This is a genomic window from Pasteurella testudinis DSM 23072, assembly GCF_900176075.1.
Lineage (GTDB): Bacteria > Pseudomonadota > Gammaproteobacteria > Enterobacterales > Pasteurellaceae > Chelonobacter > Chelonobacter testudinis.
Genome location: NZ_FWWV01000001.1, coordinates 330,010 through 351,884, shown reverse-complemented (window position 1 = coordinate 351,884; position 21,875 = coordinate 330,010). Strand labels below are relative to the sequence as shown.

Below are 21,875 nucleotides of genomic sequence, written 5' to 3'. Positions count from 1 at the left end.
GTATTCGCGGTCATTGGGAAGTGGAGAATAAGGCGCACTGGGTGCTGGATATGGTCTATCGGGAAGATGATTGTGTGATAAGCAAGGATGACGGCGCGGAGAATATGGCGATATTGCGCCGTTTTGCGTTGAATTTATCGCGGCTTCACCCGGCTAAAATGAGTATGCGGATGAAGCTGAAAGCAGCGGGTTGGTCAGATGAATTCAGGTCAGAGCTGATGTTTGGTGTTGTTGGTTGATTATTAGACAAAGTGCGCGGTTGCCCTGATTAAATGCCAAATTTCCCCTGAAAGTGCGGTATCGGCTAAAATCCGATGCCGCCGGAAATGCCAAATTGGCCGCTAACGCCCAAACTTCCGCCGCCGACGCTGCCGCCGACCCCGGTGTTGTTACAGGCCGCCAGACAGCATGCGAATGCGAGAATTAACATCACTTTCATTTTTTCGCCTCTTGCAACAAATATTCAAATAATTTCAAGCTGGCCAGCAAATCCTTGCCGGCAATCGGGTAAAACGGTTTAAACAACGTATAAAGAAAACGGCGTTTATATAAGATCGCCAATGCATATTGCCAGGTTGCTTCGCCGCCGCATGTGCGGTATTTGCCGACCGCACTTTCTATCATCGCTTGCGGAATAGTGTTGCGGTAAAGATCATGAACGAAAATAATCAGATCTCTGGCTTTGTTCCACTGCAAGCGATCGACATTCAGTTTCGACTCAAAATCGATAAACCGCACTTTGCCGTTATTCCAGCCGATATCGCGGATCGCCGGACGGCCGTGCACCAAGTCCAGCGTATGCAATTGCGCCAGCGCCGCCGCACAATCCTCCAGCACTTCCTGCTTTTTCGCCGGCGTAAACTGCGGATTTTTCAACCATTGGTTGGCGGTGATACCGGCATCTTTCAACACAAAATAGTCATCATGCCACGCCACCAGCTCGGCGCAAGGCGCGCCCAACTTATTCAGATATTGCAAAGCCTGGATTTCCTGCTGCAACGCCCGCTTTGGATTGGCTTTTAAAATTCGCATAAAACCGGTGGTGTGTTCAGCCTGTTTTAGCCAGTATTTTTCATTTTCAAACTCAAACGCCACTACTCGCATATCCTTATTGGTATTGAGTACATCAGCGATCATTTGTTGTAAATTTGTTACCATTATCCGTTATGCAAAACGAAAAGAGCGGTGATAACCGCTCTTTGCTACTCGCAATCTCATAGAAATTATTTTTTAGTCAGTGTTAAACTGGCCACCCGTTCACCTTGCAATTGGCAATCCATATTGTAATACTGATTGCCGTTCAAGCGTACATCCGCCGTTAAACGGCTGGTGCTGTTGGCTTTGTTCGCCGAGCTGCGGAATACGCGTTTGGTCGAGGCCACTTGCTGAATTTTGGCGATACACAAATAGTTCAACTTGGCATCACCGCCGGTTCTGATCGAGCCGACAGAGCGATCCGCCGAATTGCTGCCCAACATGGCCGCCAGTTTTTTCGCGCCAGCGCTTAATTCACTCTGCTTTTTCGCAGCCGCTTCTGCCGATAATTTCAGCTCGCCGCCGTTACTGTTCAATGCGGTAATCAGCTTGCCGGCGCTGTCAAATTCATAGCTGCCGTCGGCATCTTGTACGCCGTACAATTTTCCGCCTTTATAAAAGACTTTCGTCGTCCCTTTTTCATTCTGCGCAATCACATAACTCAGGCTACCGCCGCTAGAATACGCTTTGTACACATCTTGATTCAGTTGATATTGAAAGCTGTTCTGATTTGCCGCCGCCTGCTCCAATTGAGCAAAAGATTGGTTCAATGCGGTATTTGCTGTCGAAGCCGGTGAACTCATGCCGCTTTCGCCGGTCAAATTACTACAGGCGGACAATGCGAAAACTGCTGACAAAACCGCAACTTTTGTAATAGAGTGTTTCATAGGATTCCTTATTTCATGTGATACCAGTTGATTAATATAAAACCAAGTGGTTAAAACTTGTTCGTCAAACGGACACATTCTATCTTTTTTTTGGAATAATTTAAACCTTCGAGGACGTTTTTATGCTTCAAATGCGATTTATCCGCACCCTACTTATTTTCTTTTTCGCCATGCCGCTCTTCGCCCAAGCCAGCCATATTGAGATCAGCGAAGCGCAAATCAATCAATATCTCAACAAAAAGCTGGGCTTTAGTGACCAACTTAATCTGCCGGGCATTATCAAGATCCAGTACCAAGTGGATCAAATGCAGGCCAAAGTAGGACAAAAAGAGAGTAATAAAATCGAGCTGGACGGTATTGTTAGCGCCGGTTTTCAGTATAACGGCAAGCAGTTTGACAGCCGGATCAATCTGGTGCTGGACGTCGAACCGGAATATAACGCCGAGCAAGGATCGGTATACTTGAAAAACCTGCGTGTGCTGCGCTGGTCGTCCGAACCGCAGCAATATGCTGATCAATTACAGTTGATTATGCCGATGTTAAACAGCACCGCACAGGCATTGTTGAACCAATTTCCGGTTTATACTTTGGACAGCCAAGATCAAACCCAAAATCTGATTAAAAACATGGTGAAAAAGCTCACCGTGCGCGAAGGCAAAATCCTGTTGGAAACCGCGAGCACCGTTCTTTAAACCGCACTTAAACCGCACTTTGATGTCGGGCTTGAAGCCCGACTTATCAGGTTCACGACTTAAAAATTGACGCTTGGAAAATTAACGGCTCATAAACAATGCCGCTGCGCCGCGCACGCCGCCGGAGTCGCCGTATTTGGCTTTTTTGATCACCGGCACGACCGCACTTCGCATCAAATGCGCCGGCAAGGCTTTCGGCAGGGCTTCATACAAATAATCAAAATTGGACAACCCGCCGCCCAGCACAATCATGTCCGGATCCAGCGCGGTGATGATGTTGCCGATACTGATTGCCGCCAACTCGACAAACAGTTGTACGAATTTTAGCGCGGTGTCGTCTCCGGCATAAAAACGTTCGATAATCTCTTTGGCGGAAAGCGCCTCCCCTTCCAGATCACGATACAACATTTCAAAACCGCGGCCAGACAGATAGGTGTCCAAGCATGCCCGATTGCCGCAACCGCAATCGTAAATCGGAGCGTTGTCCCAACCCAGCAGTTTCAAAGCGTGGTAATTCAGCTGAATATGTCCCAACTCGCCCGCCATGCCGACATGTCCCGAATGCGCTTTGCCGTTAAACACCAAGCCGCCGCCAAATCCCGTCCCCAGAATCAGCCCCAACACAAACGGATATTGCTGATTCTCTTCTGCCCAAGCCTCGGAAATGGCAAAACAGTTGGCATCGTTTTCCGCCCGCACTTCGCGCTCCAAACGTTTGCTCAAATCAAACAGAATCGGGCGGTTATCCGCTGCCCGGATATTGGTGATTTCCGCCAAACCGGTTTCACGGTTGACAAAACCCGGAATCCCGATTCCTACCGAGCCTTTACAGTCGAAACGGTTGTCAGCGCGCTCGACCAGTCCAGCCACCGCCTCAATCCATTCCAAATAGTCTTCTTTCGGGGTATTAACCCGCTCCGAGTGCAATTTTTCTAATTTTTGGTTAAAAACCGCCAACTCGATTTTTGTGCCGCCAATATCCAAACCGTAGTAATACATAATCCGCTCCTTGCTATTTTTTGCCGATTCTACCGAAAATCTCTGCGTTTTTCTTTGATAAACCGCACTTTTCTTCAAAAAAACAGTCTGTTTAAACGACAACACTGTTTATTAGTCTTAATCTACAACAACTATCGAATCCATATCAAAAAAAGAGATCTGTAATATAAAGGAAAAAGGCTATACTGGCCGCGTAATCTGATAACCGATCTGTTAAGGAATAACACTCATGTCTAAAATCCAGTTGGTTGCCGAAGCCAAATTACCAACCCAATTCGGTATTTTTCGTATGGTCGGGTTTGAATTTCCCGATAGCCACAAAGAACACGTCGCCTTGGTGATGGGCGATGTCAGCAACAGTGACGAGCCGGTATTGGCGCGGATCCATTCCGAATGTTTAACCGGCGATGCTTTGCACAGCCTGAAATGCGACTGCGGCTTTCAGCTGGAAACCGCACTTCGGCAAATCAGCGCGGCAGGACGCGGTGTCTTGATTTATCACCGCGAAGAGGGGCGCGGTATCGGTTTGATCAATAAAATCCGTGCTTATGCCCTGCAAGATCAAGGCTTGGACACCATCGAAGCCAACGAAGCGCTGGGCTTTGCCGCCGACGAACGTAACTTTACGGTCTGTGCCGATATTTTCGAGTTGTTGGGCGTGAAGCAAGTGCGGTTACTCACCAATAACCCGAATAAAATCGACACCATGCGCAACGCCGGAATCAACGTGGTCGAGCGAGTGCCGTTAAATGTCGGTGAAAACCGCTACAACACGGCATACCTTGCCACCAAAGCGGAAAAAATGGGGCATTTGATTGTGCATGACGAAAAACACGAACAGCACCGACACGGCGTTTGCTACTCTTGTCAGGGCGAGCAGCTGAAAAGCGAAGCATAACCGCACTTTGCTTGACCTTAACCGCACTTCGATTGGAAAAAACCTCAAGTGCGGTTTTCTATGTGCTTATAACGCCTAATTAACCCGATAGACCGGTTTGTCCGCGCAGTTCGGATATAACAGGGCATTGATCAGATTATCCACCGCACAAGCCTGCATCGCATAACGGGTTTCTGCCGTCGCCGAGCCGATATGCGGCAAACAGATAATATTTTCCAGCGTCAGCAACGGCGAATCCGCCGCAATCGGTTCTTCGCGGTAAACATCTAAGCCGGCGGCTAAAATCCGTTTGGTTTTTAGCGCCTGATACAGTGCCTGTTGATCGACCGTGTTGCCGCGCCCGAGATTGATAAAAATCGCACTGGGTTTCATCAGTGCAAACGCTTTTCCGTCGATCACATTTTGCGTTTGCGCCGTTGACGGTAGCATATTGACTACAAAATCCGCCGTCGCCAGCAGCTGATCCAGTTCGCAGCGCTTCGCTTGAAAAGTGCGGTCAACCTCGGTTTTATCATGACGGGCGGTGTAGCACACCGGCATACCGAAACCGAAATAAGCCCGTTGCGCAATCGCCCGTCCGATTCGCCCCATGCCTAAAATGCCGATGGTTTTATGGTGTACGTCCACCCCGAAATAGCCGCTTTCGCTCTGCTTGCTCCAACGTCCCTGTTTCACCGCCGAATCCAGCTCGCACACCCGTCTTGCCGCCCCCAATATCAACGCAAACGCCAAATCGGCAACGGTATCGTCCAACACATGCGGTGTGTGGGTCAACACCACTTGATGCCGCTGCAACGCCGCCAAATCATATTGATCATAACCGACGGAAACGGTCGAGGCAGCCTGCAATAACGGCGCTTGTTGCAGCAAGGCTTCGTCTACCCGTAAACCGGTGCCGATGATCCCGACCGCACTTGCCAACTGCGCGCGCAATAACGTAATATTTTGAGCGGATAAGGTTTCAAACACCGCCAATTGAAAATGTTGTTCCAGCTTGCCCAACAACGCAGGCGGCAATTTGGTATGTACGATTATTAGCGGTTTCGACATCAGCGGCTCCTTACTGTTGACCGATTTTGCGGTATAGATCACGACTGTCGATGCCGCTGTTGACCGCCGGTACGGCGTAACCCGCCAAATCGGATTTAATCAGATAATCACGGTAATATTGAAACAGCGGCAGCACGACTTGCTCTTGGTTAATGATTTTTTCGATTTGCTGATAGATTTGCAACCGCTCACTGTCGCTGACCGCACTTTGCAGGCTTTTTTGCAGTAATTCGTCCAGTTCGTGGTTTTGATACGCCATTTTATTGTTGGCGCTTTGGCTGTGCAGAATATTCAAAAACGCGGACGGTTCGGGATAATCGGCACACCAGCCGGAACGGATCAGATCAAAATCCCCTTGCGCGCGCTTTGCCAACAACTGCTGGCGTGTCAGCGGATCGGCCTGAATCTGAATCAAATCCGATTGCGATAGCATACGGATCATGCGCTCGGCAATTTGCGGGTGAATACCCTGCTGTTCATAACTTAAACGCAGGCGCAACGGCTTTCCGCTGTTAACGCCGGCTTGTGCCAAAAGTTGTTCGACAACGGTCGGCGCCCACCCCTCTTCCTGCTCCGATGACTGCAAACTGCGCGGCAAAAACTTGCCGTTACTGCGCATACTGTTCAAACCGCCGCTGAAATTATCCGCATTAATTTCCTGTAGTGAAATCATTGCCGCCAACGCTTTGCGCACCGCACTTTGCTTTAATTGCGGGTGGCGGAAATTAAATTCATAATAGTAAGTGCACAAGCTCGGCAACGCCACGCGCAGCATATTCTCCGGCACGGCGCTTCCTGCCGCCGGCAGTTGCAGCACATCGATATTCGCCGCACGCTCATTTTCGTGTAGCGCTTGGTAACTGACATTACGGAAGAAAACACTATTGCGGTTCCAATAAAACGGATTTTTTTCCAACAAGAGATCAGAACCATGTTGATATAGCAGGCGATACGCACCGTTGGTCACGACCGCAGCGTGATTTTCCTGCCCTTCCTGAGGTTGCTCAACAGGATTGTTGTCGCCTTGATAAACGGGAAACAGCGCAACATGGCTTAACATTTGCGGCAAATGAGGAACCGGCTGCGATAAGGTGAGCTGTAAGGTGTGTTCGTCCAGCGCTTTAATGCCCAACATTTCTACGCCGTACGCTTTATTCAACACTTGTTCGGCGTTTTCCAGCGCGATAAAGCGCAGGTATTCGCTCAACGGATTGTTCTCCGCCTGTGCCGCCAGCGCATACCAGCTTTGCACAAAATCCTGTGCGGTCAAGGCGCTTCCGTTCGACCATTTCAAATCGGGTTGTAAATGAAAAGTCCAGATTTTATAATCCTGCTGTTGCCAAGATTGCGCCGCGCCGCCCTGCAATTTTCCCTCTTTGTCGACGCGCACCAAACCTTCGTATAGATCGCGAATCAGCGGCAACTGCAAGTCGTCGCGTAGCTGCTGCGGCTGCAAATCGAATCCTTGCGCATAGATCCCACGCGTTAACAGATGGCGGCTTTCGTCCGGTTGTTCGGTTTGAGTTTGCGGCGCAGTAGTTTTATCGTCCGCCGGTTTTTGCTGCCAATCGCAAGCGGTTAGCAAAACCGCCAACGCCAAACAACATAACGGCGCAAACCACAGGTTAAACCGGATAAAAACCGCACTTTTCATCTTATGCCAAAAACCAAACATCTTTAATTCACCAAGCCCGGGAACAGATTGCCGATGCCGGCGGCGGCAACTTCGATCCCCAGCGCCATCAAAATCACGCCCATGATCCGAGTAACGACATTGCTGCCGGTGTTGCCGAGCGTTTTCACGACGAACGGTGCGGAGCGGAACAGAAAATACACAAACAGCGAAAACAGTAAAATCGCGATGGTAAAGCCGATAAAATCGATCCAAGTATGGTAGCGCGAAGCCCAAACGATAGTCGAACTGATCGTGCCCGGCCCCGCCATAATCGGCATCGCCAACGGCACGACCGAAATGTTGCCGTAATCGGACAGATCCGCACTTTTTTCCTCTTTATTTTGTTTCTGTTCACCCAGCTTACCGCTGATCATGCTCATTGCAATTGACACGATCAGAATACCGCCGGCGATACGGAAGGCATTCAGAGAAATATTAAAAAGGTTCAGGATAATCTGCCCGAGATAGAGGCTGGTAAGCAAGATCACCGCCACCGAAATGCACATCACCAGATTGGTTTTGTTGCGTTGGGCTTCGTATTGATTAGAGGTCATACCGACAAAAATCGGCAAGACGCCAAACGGATTCACCACGGCGACCAGGCCGATAAAAAACTGAATATAAATGGAATAGTTGAAATCCGCCATCACGAATTTTCCTCTTGCAATACCGCATAATGATACTCCGCATTATGCCATATTCAACAGATAACAGCTATTCCGTTTAATCCAAACGGTTAAGCAAAACGCTGTAACCGACAGAAAGCGAGCTGTCGTCGTTTTCAACCAGCGTCGCCGAACAGATCGCATTCATCAACCAGCGCTGAGCCGTACCTTGTCGAGGGCTTTCCCATGTCGACTCAGGCGCAGACACGCTGGTTTCATCGGTGTTGGTGGTGTAAGTATAGGTTATCGCGGTAACACTGGTGCGTTCGCGGCAGTTATATATTTTGACGTCGGAATAAATATTGTATTTATCACTCGCGCCCAGCGAAGCAAGGCGATAACCGGCATACTGCCCGAAACCGACCCGCACTTTGCCCAAACGCACATTGTAGTCATCGATATAGAGGTAAGCGCTCGGATTGACCGTATCAATATTCTGCAACTTAACCGGTTCAAACTGTTCCACTGCCTTGCTTTGCTGATTCAGTTGATTTATCCAGTCACGGGCTTTCTGTAGGCGTTTGATCTTTTTTTCGCTCAATTCAGGTTGTTGCGCGCTACTGATCGTATGTGAAGCTTTAATCACTTTTTCAGTGCCGGCACCAACACTGAGGTTGGGATAAGAAACTTTGTTGTCCCAGCGATTGATCGAATAATTTTGGCATGCGGTTGTGAGTAATGATACAAAAACCATTATCTCAAATTTGTTTAAATTCATTTTATTATTATACCGTTATCAACTTTTTCAGCACTGTGCTTATTTTTACTAACGCTAACTATACGTTACTATTTCAAAAGTGTCCGATTATTCTATAGCGAACGGCACCAAATGTAAAAATACTTTTAATGTCAACTTTACTCAACGCCTTGTTAACTATTAAAAATTCCATGCTTTAACCCCGTCTTTCCAGCATCTGGGCTTAAAATAGCGGCGCGAATGCAAATAAACAGGAATTAAGATTGTCCGTTTCTCCGCAGGTTTGATAGAATTGGCGCAATTTTGCATTTAACTTGATAACCCAATAATAGAAGCAGATATGACAACCTCGAATTACCAAGCTGATGATATTACCGTTCTCAAAGATCTCGAACCGGTGCAACTGCGACCGGGTATGTACACCGACACCACCCGCCCGAACCATTTAGGGCAGGAAGTGATCGACAACAGTGTCGACGAAGCCATTTCCGGCTATGCCGGCAAAATCGATGTGATTTTACACGAAGATCAATCGCTGGAAGTGATTGATAATGGACGCGGCATGCCGGTCGACATTCACCCGATCGAAAAAATTTCCGGCGTTGAATTAATCCTGACCAAGCTGCACGCCGGCGGCAAATTTTCCAATAAGAATTACCAGTTCTCCGGTGGTTTGCACGGGGTCGGCATTTCAGTGGTGAACGCGTTGTCGGATCGGGTCGAAGTGACGGTGAAGCGCAACGGCGAAATCTACAAAATCGCCTTTGCCAACGGCAAAAAAATCGAAGAATTGCAAGTAATCGGCAGTTGCGGACGGCGCAACACCGGCACCACCGTGCGCTTCTGGCCGAATCCGAAATATTTCGACTCGGCGAAGTTTTCCGTCAGCCGTTTAAGCCATTTATTGCGCGCCAAAGCGGTGCTGTGCCCGAAACTGGAAATCACCTTCACCGATAAAGTCAACAACACCCAAGCCAGCTGGTGCTATCAGGACGGGCTGTCCGATTATCTGCAAGAGAGCGTGCAAGGCTTTGAAACCGTCCCCGAAACGCCGTTCGTCGGCGAATTTAAAGCGGAAAACGAAGCCGTGACTTGGGCGCTGATGTGGTTGCCGGAGGGCGGCGAACTGTTGGGCGAAAGCTATGTCAACCTGATCCCGACGCCGCAGGGCGGCACGCATGTCAACGGCTTACGCCAAGGACTGCTCGATGCGATGCGCGAATTTTGCGAATTCCGCAACTTGCTGCCGCGCGGCGTAAAACTAACCGCCGATGACATTTGGGATCGCTGTGCTTATGTACTGTCGCTGAAAATGCAAGATCCGCAATTCGCCGGACAGACCAAAGAGCGGTTGTCATCGCGCCAAAGTGCGGTTTTTGTCGCCGGTACGGTGAAAGACGCATTCAGTTTGTGGCTCAATCAAAACGTGCAACAAGCGGAATTGCTGGCGGAAATGGCAATCAACTCCGCCCAGCGCCGTTTGCGCGCGGCGAAAAAAGTGGTACGCAAAAAACTGGTCAGCGGCCCTGCGCTGCCGGGCAAACTGGCGGATTGCAGCAGTCAGGATCTGGCTAAAACCGAGCTATTTTTGGTCGAGGGGGATTCCGCCGGCGGCTCGGCAAAACAGGCGCGCGACCGCGAATATCAGGCGATTTTGCCGTTGCGCGGTAAGATTTTAAACACTTGGGAAGTCTCGTCCGATCAAGTGTTGGCGTCCAACGAAATCCACGATATTGCAGTGGCGTTAGGCATCGATCCCGACAATGACGATCTGTCGCAATTGCGCTACGGTAAAATCTGTATCCTCGCCGATGCGGACTCCGACGGGTTGCACATCGCCACCCTGCTCTGTGCGCTGTTCCTGCGTCACTTTCCAAAATTAGTGCAGCAAGGCCATGTTTATGTGGCAATGCCGCCGCTCTATCGGATCGATCTGGGCAAAGAGGTGTTTTATGCCTTAGACGAAGGGGAAAAAGAGGGCATTCTCGATCGCTTAAAAGGCAAGCGCGGCAAACCCAACGTACAACGTTTCAAAGGGTTGGGTGAAATGAACCCGTTGCAGTTGCGCGAAACCACCATGGATCCGAACACCCGCCGTTTGGTGCAACTGACTTATCAAGCCGGTGATATTCTGGATCAAAGTGCGGTCAGCGAAGATGAAACCGCCGATCAAACCTTAGAATTAATGGATATGCTACTGGCGAAAAAGCGCGCGGAAGATCGTAAAAATTGGCTGCAAAGTAACGGCGATCAAGCCGAATTAGCACTCTAAGCGCAAGGGAGATCAAGATGAAACGACGTACCTTATTGACTGCTGCAAGCGCAGTATTATCCGCCTCCTTAGTGATACCGAAAATCACTTTAGCACAGCAAACGCAAACCCCAAGTGCGGTTGCCACTGAATCCGTGCATGATTTACCGACGATTGAAGCGCAATTAGGCTTCGCTCCGAATGCCGCTCCGCCGACCGGACGTGATTATCCGGCAAAAGTACTGGTTAAGCTGCAGGTTGAAGAAAAAGTGATGCAATTGATGGACGAAGTGGAATTCAAATACTGGACTTTCAACGGCACTGCGCCCGGTCCGTTTATTCGGGTACGCGAAGGGGATCAAGTGGAAATCCAGCTCACCAACCCCGTCGACTCCAAATTGCCGCACAGCCTCGATCTGCATGCGGTCACCGGCCCCGGCGGTGGTGCAACGGCCAGTCTGACTGCGCCCGGGCGCATTTCAACCTTCGCCTTTCAAGCGTTAAAACCCGGGTTATATCTGTATCATTGTGCCGCCATGCCGATGGCGGTGCATATCGGCAAAGGCATGTTCGGCTTGATGTTAGTCGAGCCGAAAGAGGGTTTACCGGCGGTCGATAAAGAATTTTATATCGTACAAAGCGAATTTTATACCCGCGGCGCCTTTGGCGAGCCCGGCTTGCAAGCGTTTGATATGAACAAAGCGATTGATGAACGCGCCGATTATGTGGTGTTTAACGGGCATGTCGGGGCGATTGCCGGCGACAATGCACTCAAAGCCAAGGTCGGTGACAAAGTGCGGTTTTATCTGGGCAATGCCGGACCGAATCTGATGTCATCACTGCATATCGTCGGCAGTATTTTTGATCAAGTGCGGGTGGAAGGCGGTTCACTGTTGAATCATAATGTGCAGACCACCATGATCCCGGCTGGCGGCGCCACCATTGCCGAAACCACGCTCTTGGTGCCCGGCAGCTACACCATTTTGGATCATGCGATTTTCCGCGCAATGCACAAAGGCACACTCGGACAGTTGATCGTTGAGGGCGAAGAGAATAAAACCCTGTATTCCGGCAAAATCAGCGATACCGCAATCACCCCGTAATAAAGATAATTAAACAAAGAGAAAGCAATGGATCAAATCATCAACTATGAAGGCGTGGAACAAATGCCGCTCGGACATTTCACCGAGAAAGCCTATTTAAACTATTCGATGTATGTGATTATGGATCGCGCGCTGCCGTTTATCGGCGACGGCTTGAAACCGGTGCAACGGCGGATTATTTACGCGATGTCGGAACTGGGGCTGAACGCCTCCGCCAAATACAAAAAATCGGCGCGTACCGTCGGCGATGTGCTGGGGAAATTCCACCCGCATGGCGACAGTGCCTGTTACGAAGCGATGGTGTTGATGGCGCAGCCGTTTTCCTACCGCTATCCGTTGGTGGACGGGCAAGGCAACTGGGGCGCGGCGGACGATCCGAAATCCTTTGCCGCCATGCGTTACACCGAATCGCGTTTATCCAAAATCGCCGAAGTGTTGCTGTCCGAATTGGGGCAAGGCACGGTTGATTATCAGCCGAATTTTGACGGCACGTTAGACGAACCGCAATATTTACCGGCACGTTTACCGCACATTCTGCTCAACGGTACTACCGGCATTGCGGTTGGCATGGCGACCGATATTCCGCCGCATAACATCAATGAAATCGCCGAAGCAGCGGTGTGTCTCTTGGATAATCCGCAAACCACGCTAGAGCAATTATTAACCATTGTACAAGGCCCTGACTTCCCGACCGAAGCGGAAATTATCACACCGAAAACTGAGATCGCCAAAATTTATCAAAACGGACGCGGCTCAGTCAAAATGCGTGCGGTGTGGAAAAAAGAAGACGGCGAAATTATCGTGACCGCACTTCCGCACCAAACCTCCGGCTCGAAAGTGATTGCGCAGATCGCCGAACAGATGCGCAATAAAAAGCTGCCGATGGTGGACGATCTGCGTGATGAATCCGATCACGAAAATCCGACGCGAATCGTGATCGTGCCGCGTTCCAATCGGGTTGATGCCGAACCGTTGATGGATCATTTGTTTGCCACCACCGATCTGGAAAAAAGCTATCGGGTGAACATGAACATGATCGGACTGGATCAAAAACCGGCGGTCAAAAACCTGCATACGATTCTGAGCGAATGGCTGACTTTCCGCCGCACCACCGTCACCCGTCGGCTGCAATACCGCTTAGACAAAGTGCTGGCGCGACTGCATATTTTAGACGGTTTGATGATCGCTTATTTGAATATTGACGAAGTGATTGACATTATCCGCAACGAAGACGAGCCAAAAGCGGTGTTAATGCAACGCTTCAACCTCAGCCAAATTCAGGCAGACGCCATTTTGGATCTGAAATTACGTCATTTGGCAAAACTGGAAGAGGTCAAAATTCAGGCGGAACAAGACGAACTGGCGCAAGAGCGCGACCAACTGCAACTGATTTTAGGTTCGGAACGCCGCTTGAATACCCTGATCAAAAAAGAGATTCAGCAAGACGCCAAAACCTACGCCAGCCCACGCCGCTCGCCGATTGTCGAGCGTGCCGAAGCCAAAGCGATTTCCGAAACTGAAATGCTGCCGACCGAACCGGTGACGGTGATTTTATCGGAAATGGGCTGGGTGCGCTGTGCCAAAAGCCACGATATTGACGTACAGGGTTTGAGCTATAAGAGCGGTGACCGCTATCTGCAACACGCCTACGGCAAAAGCAATCAAGCGGCGGTGTTTATCGACAGCAGCGGCCGCAGTTATGCGCTCGATCCGCTGTCGTTGCCGTCGGCACGTTCGCAGGGCGAGCCGCTGACCGGCAAACTCAGCCTGCCAAACGGTGCGGCGATCGAGCAGTTATTAATGGATAAAGAGGATCAAGCCTACTTAATGGCATCGGATTCCGGTTACGGTTTCGTATGTAAATTTGAAGATTTGATCTCGCGTAACAAAGCCGGTAAAGCCTTGATCAGTCTGACGGAAAATGCCAAAGTGCTGCCGCCGCAGGCGGTATTAGGCGAAGATATGCTGCTGGTCGCGATCTCTTCTATCGGTAAAATGCTGATTTTTCCGGTGGCGGATCTACCGATTCTGTCGAAAGGCAAGGGCAATAAAATCATCGGCATACCGTCTGCCAACGCCAAATCGCGTGAAGAACTGTTAAGCCGTATCCTACTAATCAAACCGGAAAACAGCCTGATTTTCCACGCCGGACGCCGCAAAGTCACCCTAAAACCGGACGATTTGGAAAAATTCAAAGGCGAACGCGGCCGCCGCGGCGGACAGTTGCCAAGGGGATTGCACAGCGGTGTAGAGATTGAAGTGGTATAGAAAAAACCAAACCGCACTTTGCTAAATAATCCGTTCATTTTACTATAAATTATGCGCCTATCTAGGCGCATAATTTGTTATTGCATCTTTTGAAATACTCTTGTTAAGCTAACTTCGTTCTTGGTAACAATCAATGACGAGGGTATTGCTATGAAATCCAATTTTAAAGATGAAATACAAGTTTTTGGTCGTTCTCTCCTGCTCCCGATTGCTGTTTTAGCCCCTGTTGGCATGATTATGGGAATCTGTAGCGCTTTAGGGCAAAGTTATATGATTGCCAAGTTTCCATTTTTGGGTAATGAGGTATGCAAAGCCATTTTCTCTTCTGCCGGTTCAATTGCTAGCGTTATCTTCCAAAATATTCCTCTGCTTTTTGCTATGGGCGTTGCTTACGGCATGTCGAAAAAAGAGAAAGGGATTGCAGTGTTTGCTGCCGTCATTGCCTATCTTACCTTGTTAATTTCAATGAATGTCCATTTAAAACTCTCAGGTGAATTAGTTAAAGAAAATATGGCGCTTGTCGCTCAAGGCATGGTGTTAGGCATTCATACTCTGAAAATCGAGGCCCTTGGTGGCATTATTGCTGGTTTACTGGCAGCAAAAGTAACTGACCGCTTTTATCGTTTGCAACTGCCGCTGGCATTTGCATTTTTCAGCGGCAAAAAATCGGTTGCCATCATTACGATTGGCTTAATGATTCCTATCGGCTTGCTTATTCCCTTTGTTTGGGACTGGTTTACTTTCTGTATGAATCAAATTTCTACCATTTTAATGGCCGAACATATCGGTTCGGGTATCTACATGGCTTTAAATCGGTTATTGATTCCGTTTGGATTACACCATGTCTTAAGTTCGACCATTCGCTTTACTGAAGCCGGTGGCACATATTTAATTGATGGTGAAACCTATGTCGGCATTCTGCCCGCGATGAATAAAATTTTATTTGAACTCGGACCGAATAGCGATGCTTGGGCTGAACATATGCCGACCCTAGCCAGTTATCTGGCCTCTGCGCAGATGCAAACCACCTTATTTCGCATTCCGGCAATCGGCTTAGCGATGTATCATATGGCACACACTAAAAATAAACCGTTTGCCAAAGGAATTATTCTGACTATTGTGCTGACGTCATTCTTAGGTAACATAACTGAACCACTCGAATTCTCATTTTTATTCATTGCACCAAAACTGTTTATTGTCTATGCCATTCTTTGTGGTGTACTAACCATACCGATTCAAATGCTCGGCATCTCAATCGGCTACATTCGCGGCACAATCTTTGATTTCGGTATCTTCGGGTTGATGTATGAAAATACCAATTGGGTCAATCTGGTACTATTGGGCATTGTCAATTTCGTGGTGTTCTACTTCGTGTTTCGCTATGCGATTGCAAAATTTGATATTAAAACGCCGGGGCGCGAAGATGAAACCTCCGACAGCACGCTGCTAAACAATAAAGAATATGACAAAGTCGCACATTTAGTCATTGACGGCTTAGGCGGTAAACAGAACATTAAACAAGTTGAAAACTGCGTGTCTCGTTTACGAGTTGATGTTGTAGATCAGAAAAAATTGAACATGGAATTAATTCGGGATTCAGGCTCGCTCGGCACATTTATTCCTTCTGGCAATCATATTCATATCGTATTCGGTCCGCACGTTGAATTTGTCCGCAATGCGGTTGATGATCAACTTTCCGGTTCATTAACTAAGGAATAGGCGATGAAAGCTCTCTATGATTCAAAAAGTAAGACTATTGATGACCGAGGAATGAAAGCCTTGTTCACCTTTGAAGCGCGGGTTCAATCTTGGCTTGATGTTGAAGCGGCGTTGGCATTAGCGCAATCCGAAGTCGGCCTGATTCCACCGGATGTCGGGCAAAAAATTGCCGACAAGTGCCACGTTGATCAAATTGATCTACAAGAAATGGATCGCTTATTGCAACAGATCGGACACGGTTTTGTGCCACTTATCAAAGTGTTAATTCATGCCTGTGATGCGGAAAGCGGAAAATATGTGCATTACGGCGTGACTACGCAAAATATTCAGCAGAGCGGGCATTTACTGCTGGTTAAAAAATTTCACCGCACTTTAATCGGATTCTTAAAGGATATTTTACTGAATTTAAGCCGTTTAGCCGAACAACATAAACTCACGATTATGCCCGGTAGAACACACGGTAAACACGCCTTACCGATTACTTATGGTTATAAGGTTGCGGTCTGGATTGACGAACTACTCGCGGCAATCGAACGTTTGGAAGAAGCGGAAAAACGGGTTTTTCGAGTAATGATGGGCGGTGCAGTCGGGGCGTTTCACGCTGCGCCAGAGCAAGGGCGAGCAGTGCAAGCCTTGGTCGCACAAAAACTCGGTATGTTGCCAATGCCGATTCCATCACGCAACAGCCGGATTTTCCGTACCGAATACATCAGCAACCTTGCTCTGCTTGCCACCACCTTCCATAAAATGGCGGAAGAGGTATATCAAACCTCAAGTGAAGAATTTGCCGAAGTCTCCGAGGCTTTTACTAAAGGCACAATCGGCAGCAGCACCATGCCTCAAAAGGTGAATCCGAAATTAGCAAAAGGCATTATTGCCAATGCGCAAAAGCTTTATTCTGTACTGACGGCAACCCTGTATGTTTCACCCCGCCCATTTGAAGCTGACAGCTCCGCCTACTTTATTTTTGATGCCTCGTTACAGGAAAGCATTGAGTTAATGGCGGAAATTGTTATGCGAGCTGAAGAACTAACACGTACCATTGTGATTAATCCCCAAAAAATGTATCAAAATGTGATGCTGACCAACGGATTAATCAACAGTGAAAAAATCATGATGAATTTGATCGAAGTCTTGGGCAAAGACAAGGCGCACGAATTAGTTTATGAAATTGCGATGCAATCGCTAGAAGCGGAATCCAATTACGCAACCGCATTGCAAACCAATACTACCATTCAACAGCTTTTTTCCGCCGATGAAATTTCAGCGATGCTTGCCCCTGAAAATTACATCGGCTTGTGTGCTGTTTTAGCCGAAGAAACCGTACAAAGAGCGGTTGAAAAAGCCAACACAATGGAGGGTTAATCATGGAATGGGCAATCAAATCATCCAAAATCGTCTTGCCTGACGATATCAAAAGCGGCTATTTAATTATTAATAATAGCAAAATCATAGAGTTTCGTAAGCAATATCAAGGTAATAACATTGTCGATTACAGCGAACATATTTTACAGCCCGGCTTTATTGATATTCACATACACGGTTGGGGGCGTGGTGCATTTGCGCATAAAGGGGATTACGCCTCGTTGGAACGCATGAGCAAGGATCTGGTTCACACTGGCACAACCGCCTATTTAGCCACCTCCGGCACAATGCCGAATGCCTTTCTTGAGGCTTCATTACAGCAAGCTGCCGATTATATCGAAACCGCTACGCCGAAAAATGGAGCGGAAGTGATCGGCATACATATGGAAGGACCTTATATCAGCCCGAAATATTTGGGCATGCAGCGTGACGATGCCGTGCAATCACCGAGCACTGCCGGTTTCGAACACTTTAACCGACTTGCTCGGGGACATATCCGTTCCATGACCCTTGCACCGGAATTAGATGGCAGCTTAACGTTGATTAAACACCTCAGACAACAAAATATCACCGTTGCCGCCGGACACACCGCCGCCACCTTTGATGAAATCACCCAAGCGATACAAGAAGCGGATTTGAACCATTTCACCCATTCTTATAGTGCGATGCGTGGCTTTCATCATCGTGAGTTGGGCGTAGTTGGCGCATTGATGTATCACAAAAATGCCTATGCCGAAGTCGCTAAACAAACCGGTATGACCATTAAACCAGAAGCCTTTGAACTGCTCTATCGTTTAAAAACTGATAAACGCTTGGTTTTAACCACCGATTGTGTCGGCTTTGCCGATTTTGCCGTCGGTGATGAATTCTATCACTATTTGCGCAAACAAAAATTCAAAATCGAAGCCAACGGCTTTCTCCGCGTTGAAAATGAAGACGGCAGCTATAACAAAATTGATCCGTCAGACTATGAAAATGTGCGCCATTTAGAAATGAGTTTTTTGGAATCGGTAAAAGCCGTATTGCCACGCCTAGAAAGAGGGCTGTTATCGGTTGCGCAAATGGCAAGCGAAAATCCGGCACACCTTGCCGGCGTACTAGATCGCAAAGGCAGCTTAACAAGCGGCAAGGATGCTGATATTCTTGTTTTAAATGAAAAATTAGATTTAGTGCAAGTCTATTGTCGGGGCTGTCCACAGCTTTAGCTTCTCATTCATTATCGTTTAATAACAAAAAGCTATTTTCTGGTTAAAATAGCTTTTTGTTCTTTGCCACAATAACGCGAGCGAAGGTATAAATGAATTATTTTAATTTAGCTTTAATCAAATTTATTCAGGAAAACTCGCCTGTTCACATTGAAACTGTTACTGAAAAATTTCAAAAAACACTTTCTACGATCAAGCGTGCGATTAAAGAAATTAATTACTATTTAGATGAACATCTGCAAATTCATATTATTGATGCCAAAATCACGACAAGAATGGGATATCAAAATTACATTGATTTTACCAATAGCATTCATCTCAATCGCTATCTCTCAACCACAACAGAAAGAGTGAAACTGCTCACGTTAGAAAGCATTTTATTTGAGAGTGTTAACATTGAATTATTCAAACAAGAGATAAATATCAGCTATAGCACAATAAAAAACGACATTAATATTTTGCGAAAAACGCTCCCTGATAAATTTGAAATCCATGTAAAAGACAATAAAAACCTGATACTTTCCGGTGATGAAATCACAATTCGCATGTTCTTTTGCAAACATATTTTTCATGCCCTTGAATTAGACTTTAATAATACGATCATTCCACATAAAGCCAATTTCCCACTCGATAAGCATTTTATTATGCGATTTTTAGACATCATCAATGACGAAATCCAATCGGCAAAAGCCCTTTTTCAACAGATAGAAAAAACATTAATGTTATCTTATAATTCCAAAAAATACCTGATTATCTATCTCTGTATTGCTTTATATCGAATCAAACAACAACAGACAATCCGCCATCACATCAATATTCCTCTCCCTATTTTCAACTCACAACTTGATGGATTTAGCGAAAAATTGGAACAAGATTTTCTGAATACGCTACTCTCATCACTCAATTATCAAGATGATAAGCAACCCTGTATTGATCATACATTATATGGTTTTATCACCGATTTCATTGATGAAATTACAAAAACAATTCATCTTTATAATGGCGATAAAGACCGTTTACTATTGGAAATATATCAAGTTATCTACGCCGCAATTCTACAAAGCAAACTCAATATTGATTTTGATGATAAAAAATTAGAAAAAGTGGCGGATATTCATAGTGAGTTGTTTTTTAACGTGAAGCTACTGATCGAAAAAATCAGTTATTACTATCAACAGTCATTAAGTAAAAATATGATTGCAACGATTGTTCTTATTCTAAAAAAAGCAGAAATACGCTCACTTTCTATTAATCAAATTAAAAAACGTATTTATATTGTCAGTAACGCTTCAGAAAGAAAAATCGGTTATTTTAAAACCCTAATTTCATCAATATTTGATATAGACATCATAAACTGTATTAATATTAATGAACTTCATGTACTAAATAAAAATCAATTTGACTTTATTGTTACCTTTACCAATAAAATATCGAATTATCTGCGTGAAGAAGGGATAGAGTGCATCAAAGTCAATTTTGAATTACAACCACGTGATATAGCTCATCTGCTTGAAGCTGGATTCCCTAGTATTAAACGTAAAATAAACAGTGATATATTTGTTAATGAAATAATGCAAATAGACAAAAACAGATTAGCAGATTATTTAAGAAAAAACTATATCCATTTCTTTATTTAACCGCACTTTGCTCAAACAAAAAGCCTTGTATCAACACCGATACAAGGCTTTTTTAGGCTTATTTTAATCTAACTTAAAAAACTTAGTTCTTTTGAATCCAATGATCCATATCGGTTTTCAAGTTTTCTGATTTAGTGCCGAAAATCGCTTGGATTCCGCTGCCGACCACAACTACACCGGCTGCGCCCAGTTCTTTCAAACGTGGCTGGTCAACTTTGCTGACATCGTTCACCCCGATACGCAGACGGGTGATACAAGCGTCTAGGCTCTTGATGTTTTCTTTACCGCCGAAGGCAGAAACCAAGTTGGCAGACATTTCATCACTACTGCTTGCCGCCGCCGCTTTCTCTTCGCTTTCGTCTTCACGACCCGGAGTTTTCAAGTTCAGCGCTTTGATCACCACCGTGAACACGGTGAAATAGATTACGGCATAGATACCGCCGACAACCGGAAACAGCCACAATTTTTGTGAATTAGCAGACAGCACGGTGAAATCAATGAAGCCGTGCGAGAAGGTCATGCCGTGTACCATGCCCAGCATGTTGGTAACCACATAAGCGGAACCGGCTAATACAGCGTGAATTGCATACAGTACCGGTGCAACGAACATGAAAGAGAATTCTAACGGTTCAGTGATTCCGGTCAGGAATGAAGTCAGGGCTGCCGAAATCATGATCCCGCCGACACGGGCGCGGTTTTCCGGTTTTGCCGCACGCCAAATCGCGATGGCCGCTGCCGGTAAGCCGAACATTTTGAACATATAACCGCCTGCCAACTGCCCGAAATAGCTCATTTCCGGCGTACGGCTAGCTTCAGTTGCTGACAAGAAACAGGTAACAACACCGTGTTGGGTCACGCCGCTGGCATCAACACAAGTACCCGCTTGGAAGAAGAACGGTACGTTCCAGATATGGTGCAAACCGAATGGAATCAAGCTACGCTCGACCACACCGTAGATACCGAATGCCAACGCCGGATTTTGTTCCGCCGCCCAGTGTGAGAAACTGTCGATTAATCCGCCGATTGGAGGCCAAACCAAAGACAACACCACGCCCAATACAATCGCCAACGAACCGGTGACAATCGGCACAAAGCGTTTTCCGGCAAAGAAGCCCAAATACGCCGGCAATTGAATGCGGTAGAAACGGTTGAACGCCCAAGCCGCGATCGCACCGACCAAAATACCGCCCAAAACACCTGTTTCGATGCTTTCGACACCGACCAATGGCGCCATTACTTTTAGCGTAGCGATCATAATGCCGTAACCGACCACGGAAGCCATCGCCGCCACACCGTCATTATTGGTGAAACCTAACGCCACCCCGATAGCGAACAACAGCGCCATTTGAGCAAACACCGAACCACCGGCCTGCTCAAACAGATTGGAAACCACATCCGGCAGCCAACTGAAATGTGCCGCACCGACACCTAATAAAATCCCTGCAATCGGCAACACCGATACAGGTAACATTAATGATTTTCCGATCTTTTGCGCTGTCGCAAACAGATTACTTGACATGTTAGCCCCTAATAAAATTGTTTTTGCGGAGAAAATTACATACTAAAATTTGTTTATAAATTACGCCGTCTGTCTTTCGACCCGCGTAAGTGCAGCGCACTATAAACGATTCAGTGAAAAAGTTACAACGACTTTTTATTATTAATATTCTAAAATAAAAGCTGGATCACATTTTTTTAATAATGAAAAATAAATAGAAGCGCCTGATAA

At 46.9% G+C, this 21,875-nt stretch carries 19 protein-coding genes; 10 read left to right on the top strand and 9 right to left on the bottom strand.

Annotated elements, in window-relative coordinates:
* A partial coding sequence (locus B8880_RS01585) for a transposase (RefSeq protein WP_143933382.1) occupies positions 1 to 239 on the top strand: 239 nt, incomplete at its 5' end.
* A gap of 65 nt (positions 240 to 304) precedes the next feature.
* Here B8880_RS01585 and B8880_RS14745 read toward each other — a convergent pair.
* The 3 genes from B8880_RS14745 to B8880_RS01575 form a co-directional block, all read right to left on the bottom strand.
* The gene (locus B8880_RS14745; protein WP_260337794.1) at positions 305 to 439 is read right to left on the bottom strand and encodes a hypothetical protein; all 135 of its coding nucleotides are present in this window, start codon (positions 437 to 439) and stop codon (positions 305 to 307) included.
* A complete protein-coding gene (locus tag B8880_RS01580; protein ID WP_084255629.1) occupies positions 436 to 1,158 on the bottom strand; it encodes a phosphotransferase in 723 nt (240 codons plus the stop codon). Before B8880_RS01580 ends, B8880_RS14745 begins: the two co-directional genes overlap by 4 nt.
* Before the next feature lie 65 nt (positions 1,159 to 1,223).
* Positions 1,224 to 1,922, bottom strand: coding sequence for a hypothetical protein (locus B8880_RS01575; RefSeq protein WP_084255627.1), 699 nt, complete (start codon positions 1,920 to 1,922; stop codon positions 1,224 to 1,226).
* A 122-nt stretch (positions 1,923 to 2,044) separates the two neighbouring features.
* Between B8880_RS01575 and B8880_RS01570 the strand changes: the two genes are divergently transcribed.
* Positions 2,045 to 2,614, top strand: a complete 570-nt coding sequence (locus B8880_RS01570; protein ID WP_084255625.1) for a YceB family lipoprotein — start codon at positions 2,045 to 2,047, stop codon at positions 2,612 to 2,614.
* Positions 2,615 to 2,695: 81 nt separating this feature from the next.
* On the opposite strand, the gene nagK is transcribed toward B8880_RS01570, so the two are convergent.
* Positions 2,696 to 3,613, bottom strand: coding sequence for an N-acetylglucosamine kinase (gene nagK / locus B8880_RS01565; RefSeq protein ID WP_084255623.1), 918 nt, complete (start codon positions 3,611 to 3,613; stop codon positions 2,696 to 2,698).
* A 229-nt stretch (positions 3,614 to 3,842) separates the two neighbouring features.
* Between nagK and ribA the strand changes: the two genes are divergently transcribed.
* Positions 3,843 to 4,511, top strand: coding sequence for a GTP cyclohydrolase II (ribA, locus tag B8880_RS01560; protein WP_084255621.1), 669 nt, complete (start codon positions 3,843 to 3,845; stop codon positions 4,509 to 4,511).
* 75 nt (positions 4,512 to 4,586) lie between these two features.
* Here ribA and B8880_RS01555 read toward each other — a convergent pair whose 3' ends face one another.
* From B8880_RS01555 to B8880_RS01540, 4 genes are all read right to left on the bottom strand, one after another.
* Positions 4,587 to 5,561 (bottom strand): NAD(P)-dependent oxidoreductase, encoded by a 975-nt coding sequence (locus tag B8880_RS01555; RefSeq protein ID WP_084255619.1) that lies wholly within the window; start codon positions 5,559 to 5,561, stop codon positions 4,587 to 4,589.
* A 10-nt stretch (positions 5,562 to 5,571) separates the two neighbouring features.
* The gene (locus tag B8880_RS01550) at positions 5,572 to 7,236 is read right to left on the bottom strand and encodes a peptide ABC transporter substrate-binding protein (protein WP_084255617.1); all 1,665 of its coding nucleotides are present in this window, start codon (positions 7,234 to 7,236) and stop codon (positions 5,572 to 5,574) included.
* A 2-nt stretch (positions 7,237 to 7,238) separates the two neighbouring features.
* The gene (locus tag B8880_RS01545; protein WP_115306424.1) at positions 7,239 to 7,886 is read right to left on the bottom strand and encodes a YchE family NAAT transporter; all 648 of its coding nucleotides are present in this window, start codon (positions 7,884 to 7,886) and stop codon (positions 7,239 to 7,241) included.
* A gap of 73 nt (positions 7,887 to 7,959) precedes the next feature.
* Entirely contained in the window at positions 7,960 to 8,487 is a 528-nt protein-coding gene (locus tag B8880_RS01540; RefSeq protein WP_143933381.1) for a hypothetical protein, read from the bottom strand.
* 451 nt (positions 8,488 to 8,938) lie between these two features.
* On the opposite strand from B8880_RS01540, the gene parE reads away from it, so the two are divergent.
* The 7 genes from parE (at position 8,939) to B8880_RS01505 (ending at position 20,146) form a co-directional block, all read left to right on the top strand.
* Positions 8,939 to 10,870 (top strand): DNA topoisomerase IV subunit B, encoded by a 1,932-nt coding sequence (parE, locus tag B8880_RS01535; RefSeq protein ID WP_084255612.1) that lies wholly within the window; start codon positions 8,939 to 8,941, stop codon positions 10,868 to 10,870.
* 17 nt (positions 10,871 to 10,887) lie between these two features.
* Entirely contained in the window at positions 10,888 to 11,952 is a 1,065-nt protein-coding gene (gene nirK, locus B8880_RS01530; protein ID WP_084255610.1) for a copper-containing nitrite reductase, read from the top strand.
* A gap of 27 nt (positions 11,953 to 11,979) precedes the next feature.
* Positions 11,980 to 14,220, top strand: a complete 2,241-nt coding sequence (gene parC / locus B8880_RS01525; protein ID WP_084255608.1) for a DNA topoisomerase IV subunit A — start codon at positions 11,980 to 11,982, stop codon at positions 14,218 to 14,220.
* A 150-nt stretch (positions 14,221 to 14,370) separates the two neighbouring features.
* Positions 14,371 to 15,939: a PTS transporter subunit EIIC gene (locus tag B8880_RS01520; protein WP_084255606.1), complete on the top strand. Its 1,569-nt coding sequence runs from the start codon at positions 14,371 to 14,373 to the stop codon at positions 15,937 to 15,939.
* A gap of 3 nt (positions 15,940 to 15,942) precedes the next feature.
* The gene (locus B8880_RS01515) at positions 15,943 to 17,304 is read left to right on the top strand and encodes a class-II fumarase/aspartase family protein (protein ID WP_084255604.1); all 1,362 of its coding nucleotides are present in this window, start codon (positions 15,943 to 15,945) and stop codon (positions 17,302 to 17,304) included.
* 2 nt (positions 17,305 to 17,306) lie between these two features.
* The gene (locus tag B8880_RS01510) at positions 17,307 to 18,509 is read left to right on the top strand and encodes an N-acetylglucosamine-6-phosphate deacetylase (protein WP_084255602.1); all 1,203 of its coding nucleotides are present in this window, start codon (positions 17,307 to 17,309) and stop codon (positions 18,507 to 18,509) included.
* A gap of 92 nt (positions 18,510 to 18,601) precedes the next feature.
* Positions 18,602 to 20,146, top strand: a complete 1,545-nt coding sequence (locus B8880_RS01505; protein WP_084255600.1) for a helix-turn-helix domain-containing protein — start codon at positions 18,602 to 18,604, stop codon at positions 20,144 to 20,146.
* A gap of 82 nt (positions 20,147 to 20,228) precedes the next feature.
* On the opposite strand, the gene ptsG is transcribed toward B8880_RS01505, so the two are convergent.
* On the bottom strand, positions 20,229 to 21,665 hold the full coding sequence (gene ptsG, locus B8880_RS01500) for a PTS glucose transporter subunit IIBC (RefSeq protein WP_084255598.1): 1,437 nt from the start codon (positions 21,663 to 21,665) through the stop codon (positions 20,229 to 20,231).
* Positions 21,666 to 21,875: the final 210 nt, after the last annotated feature.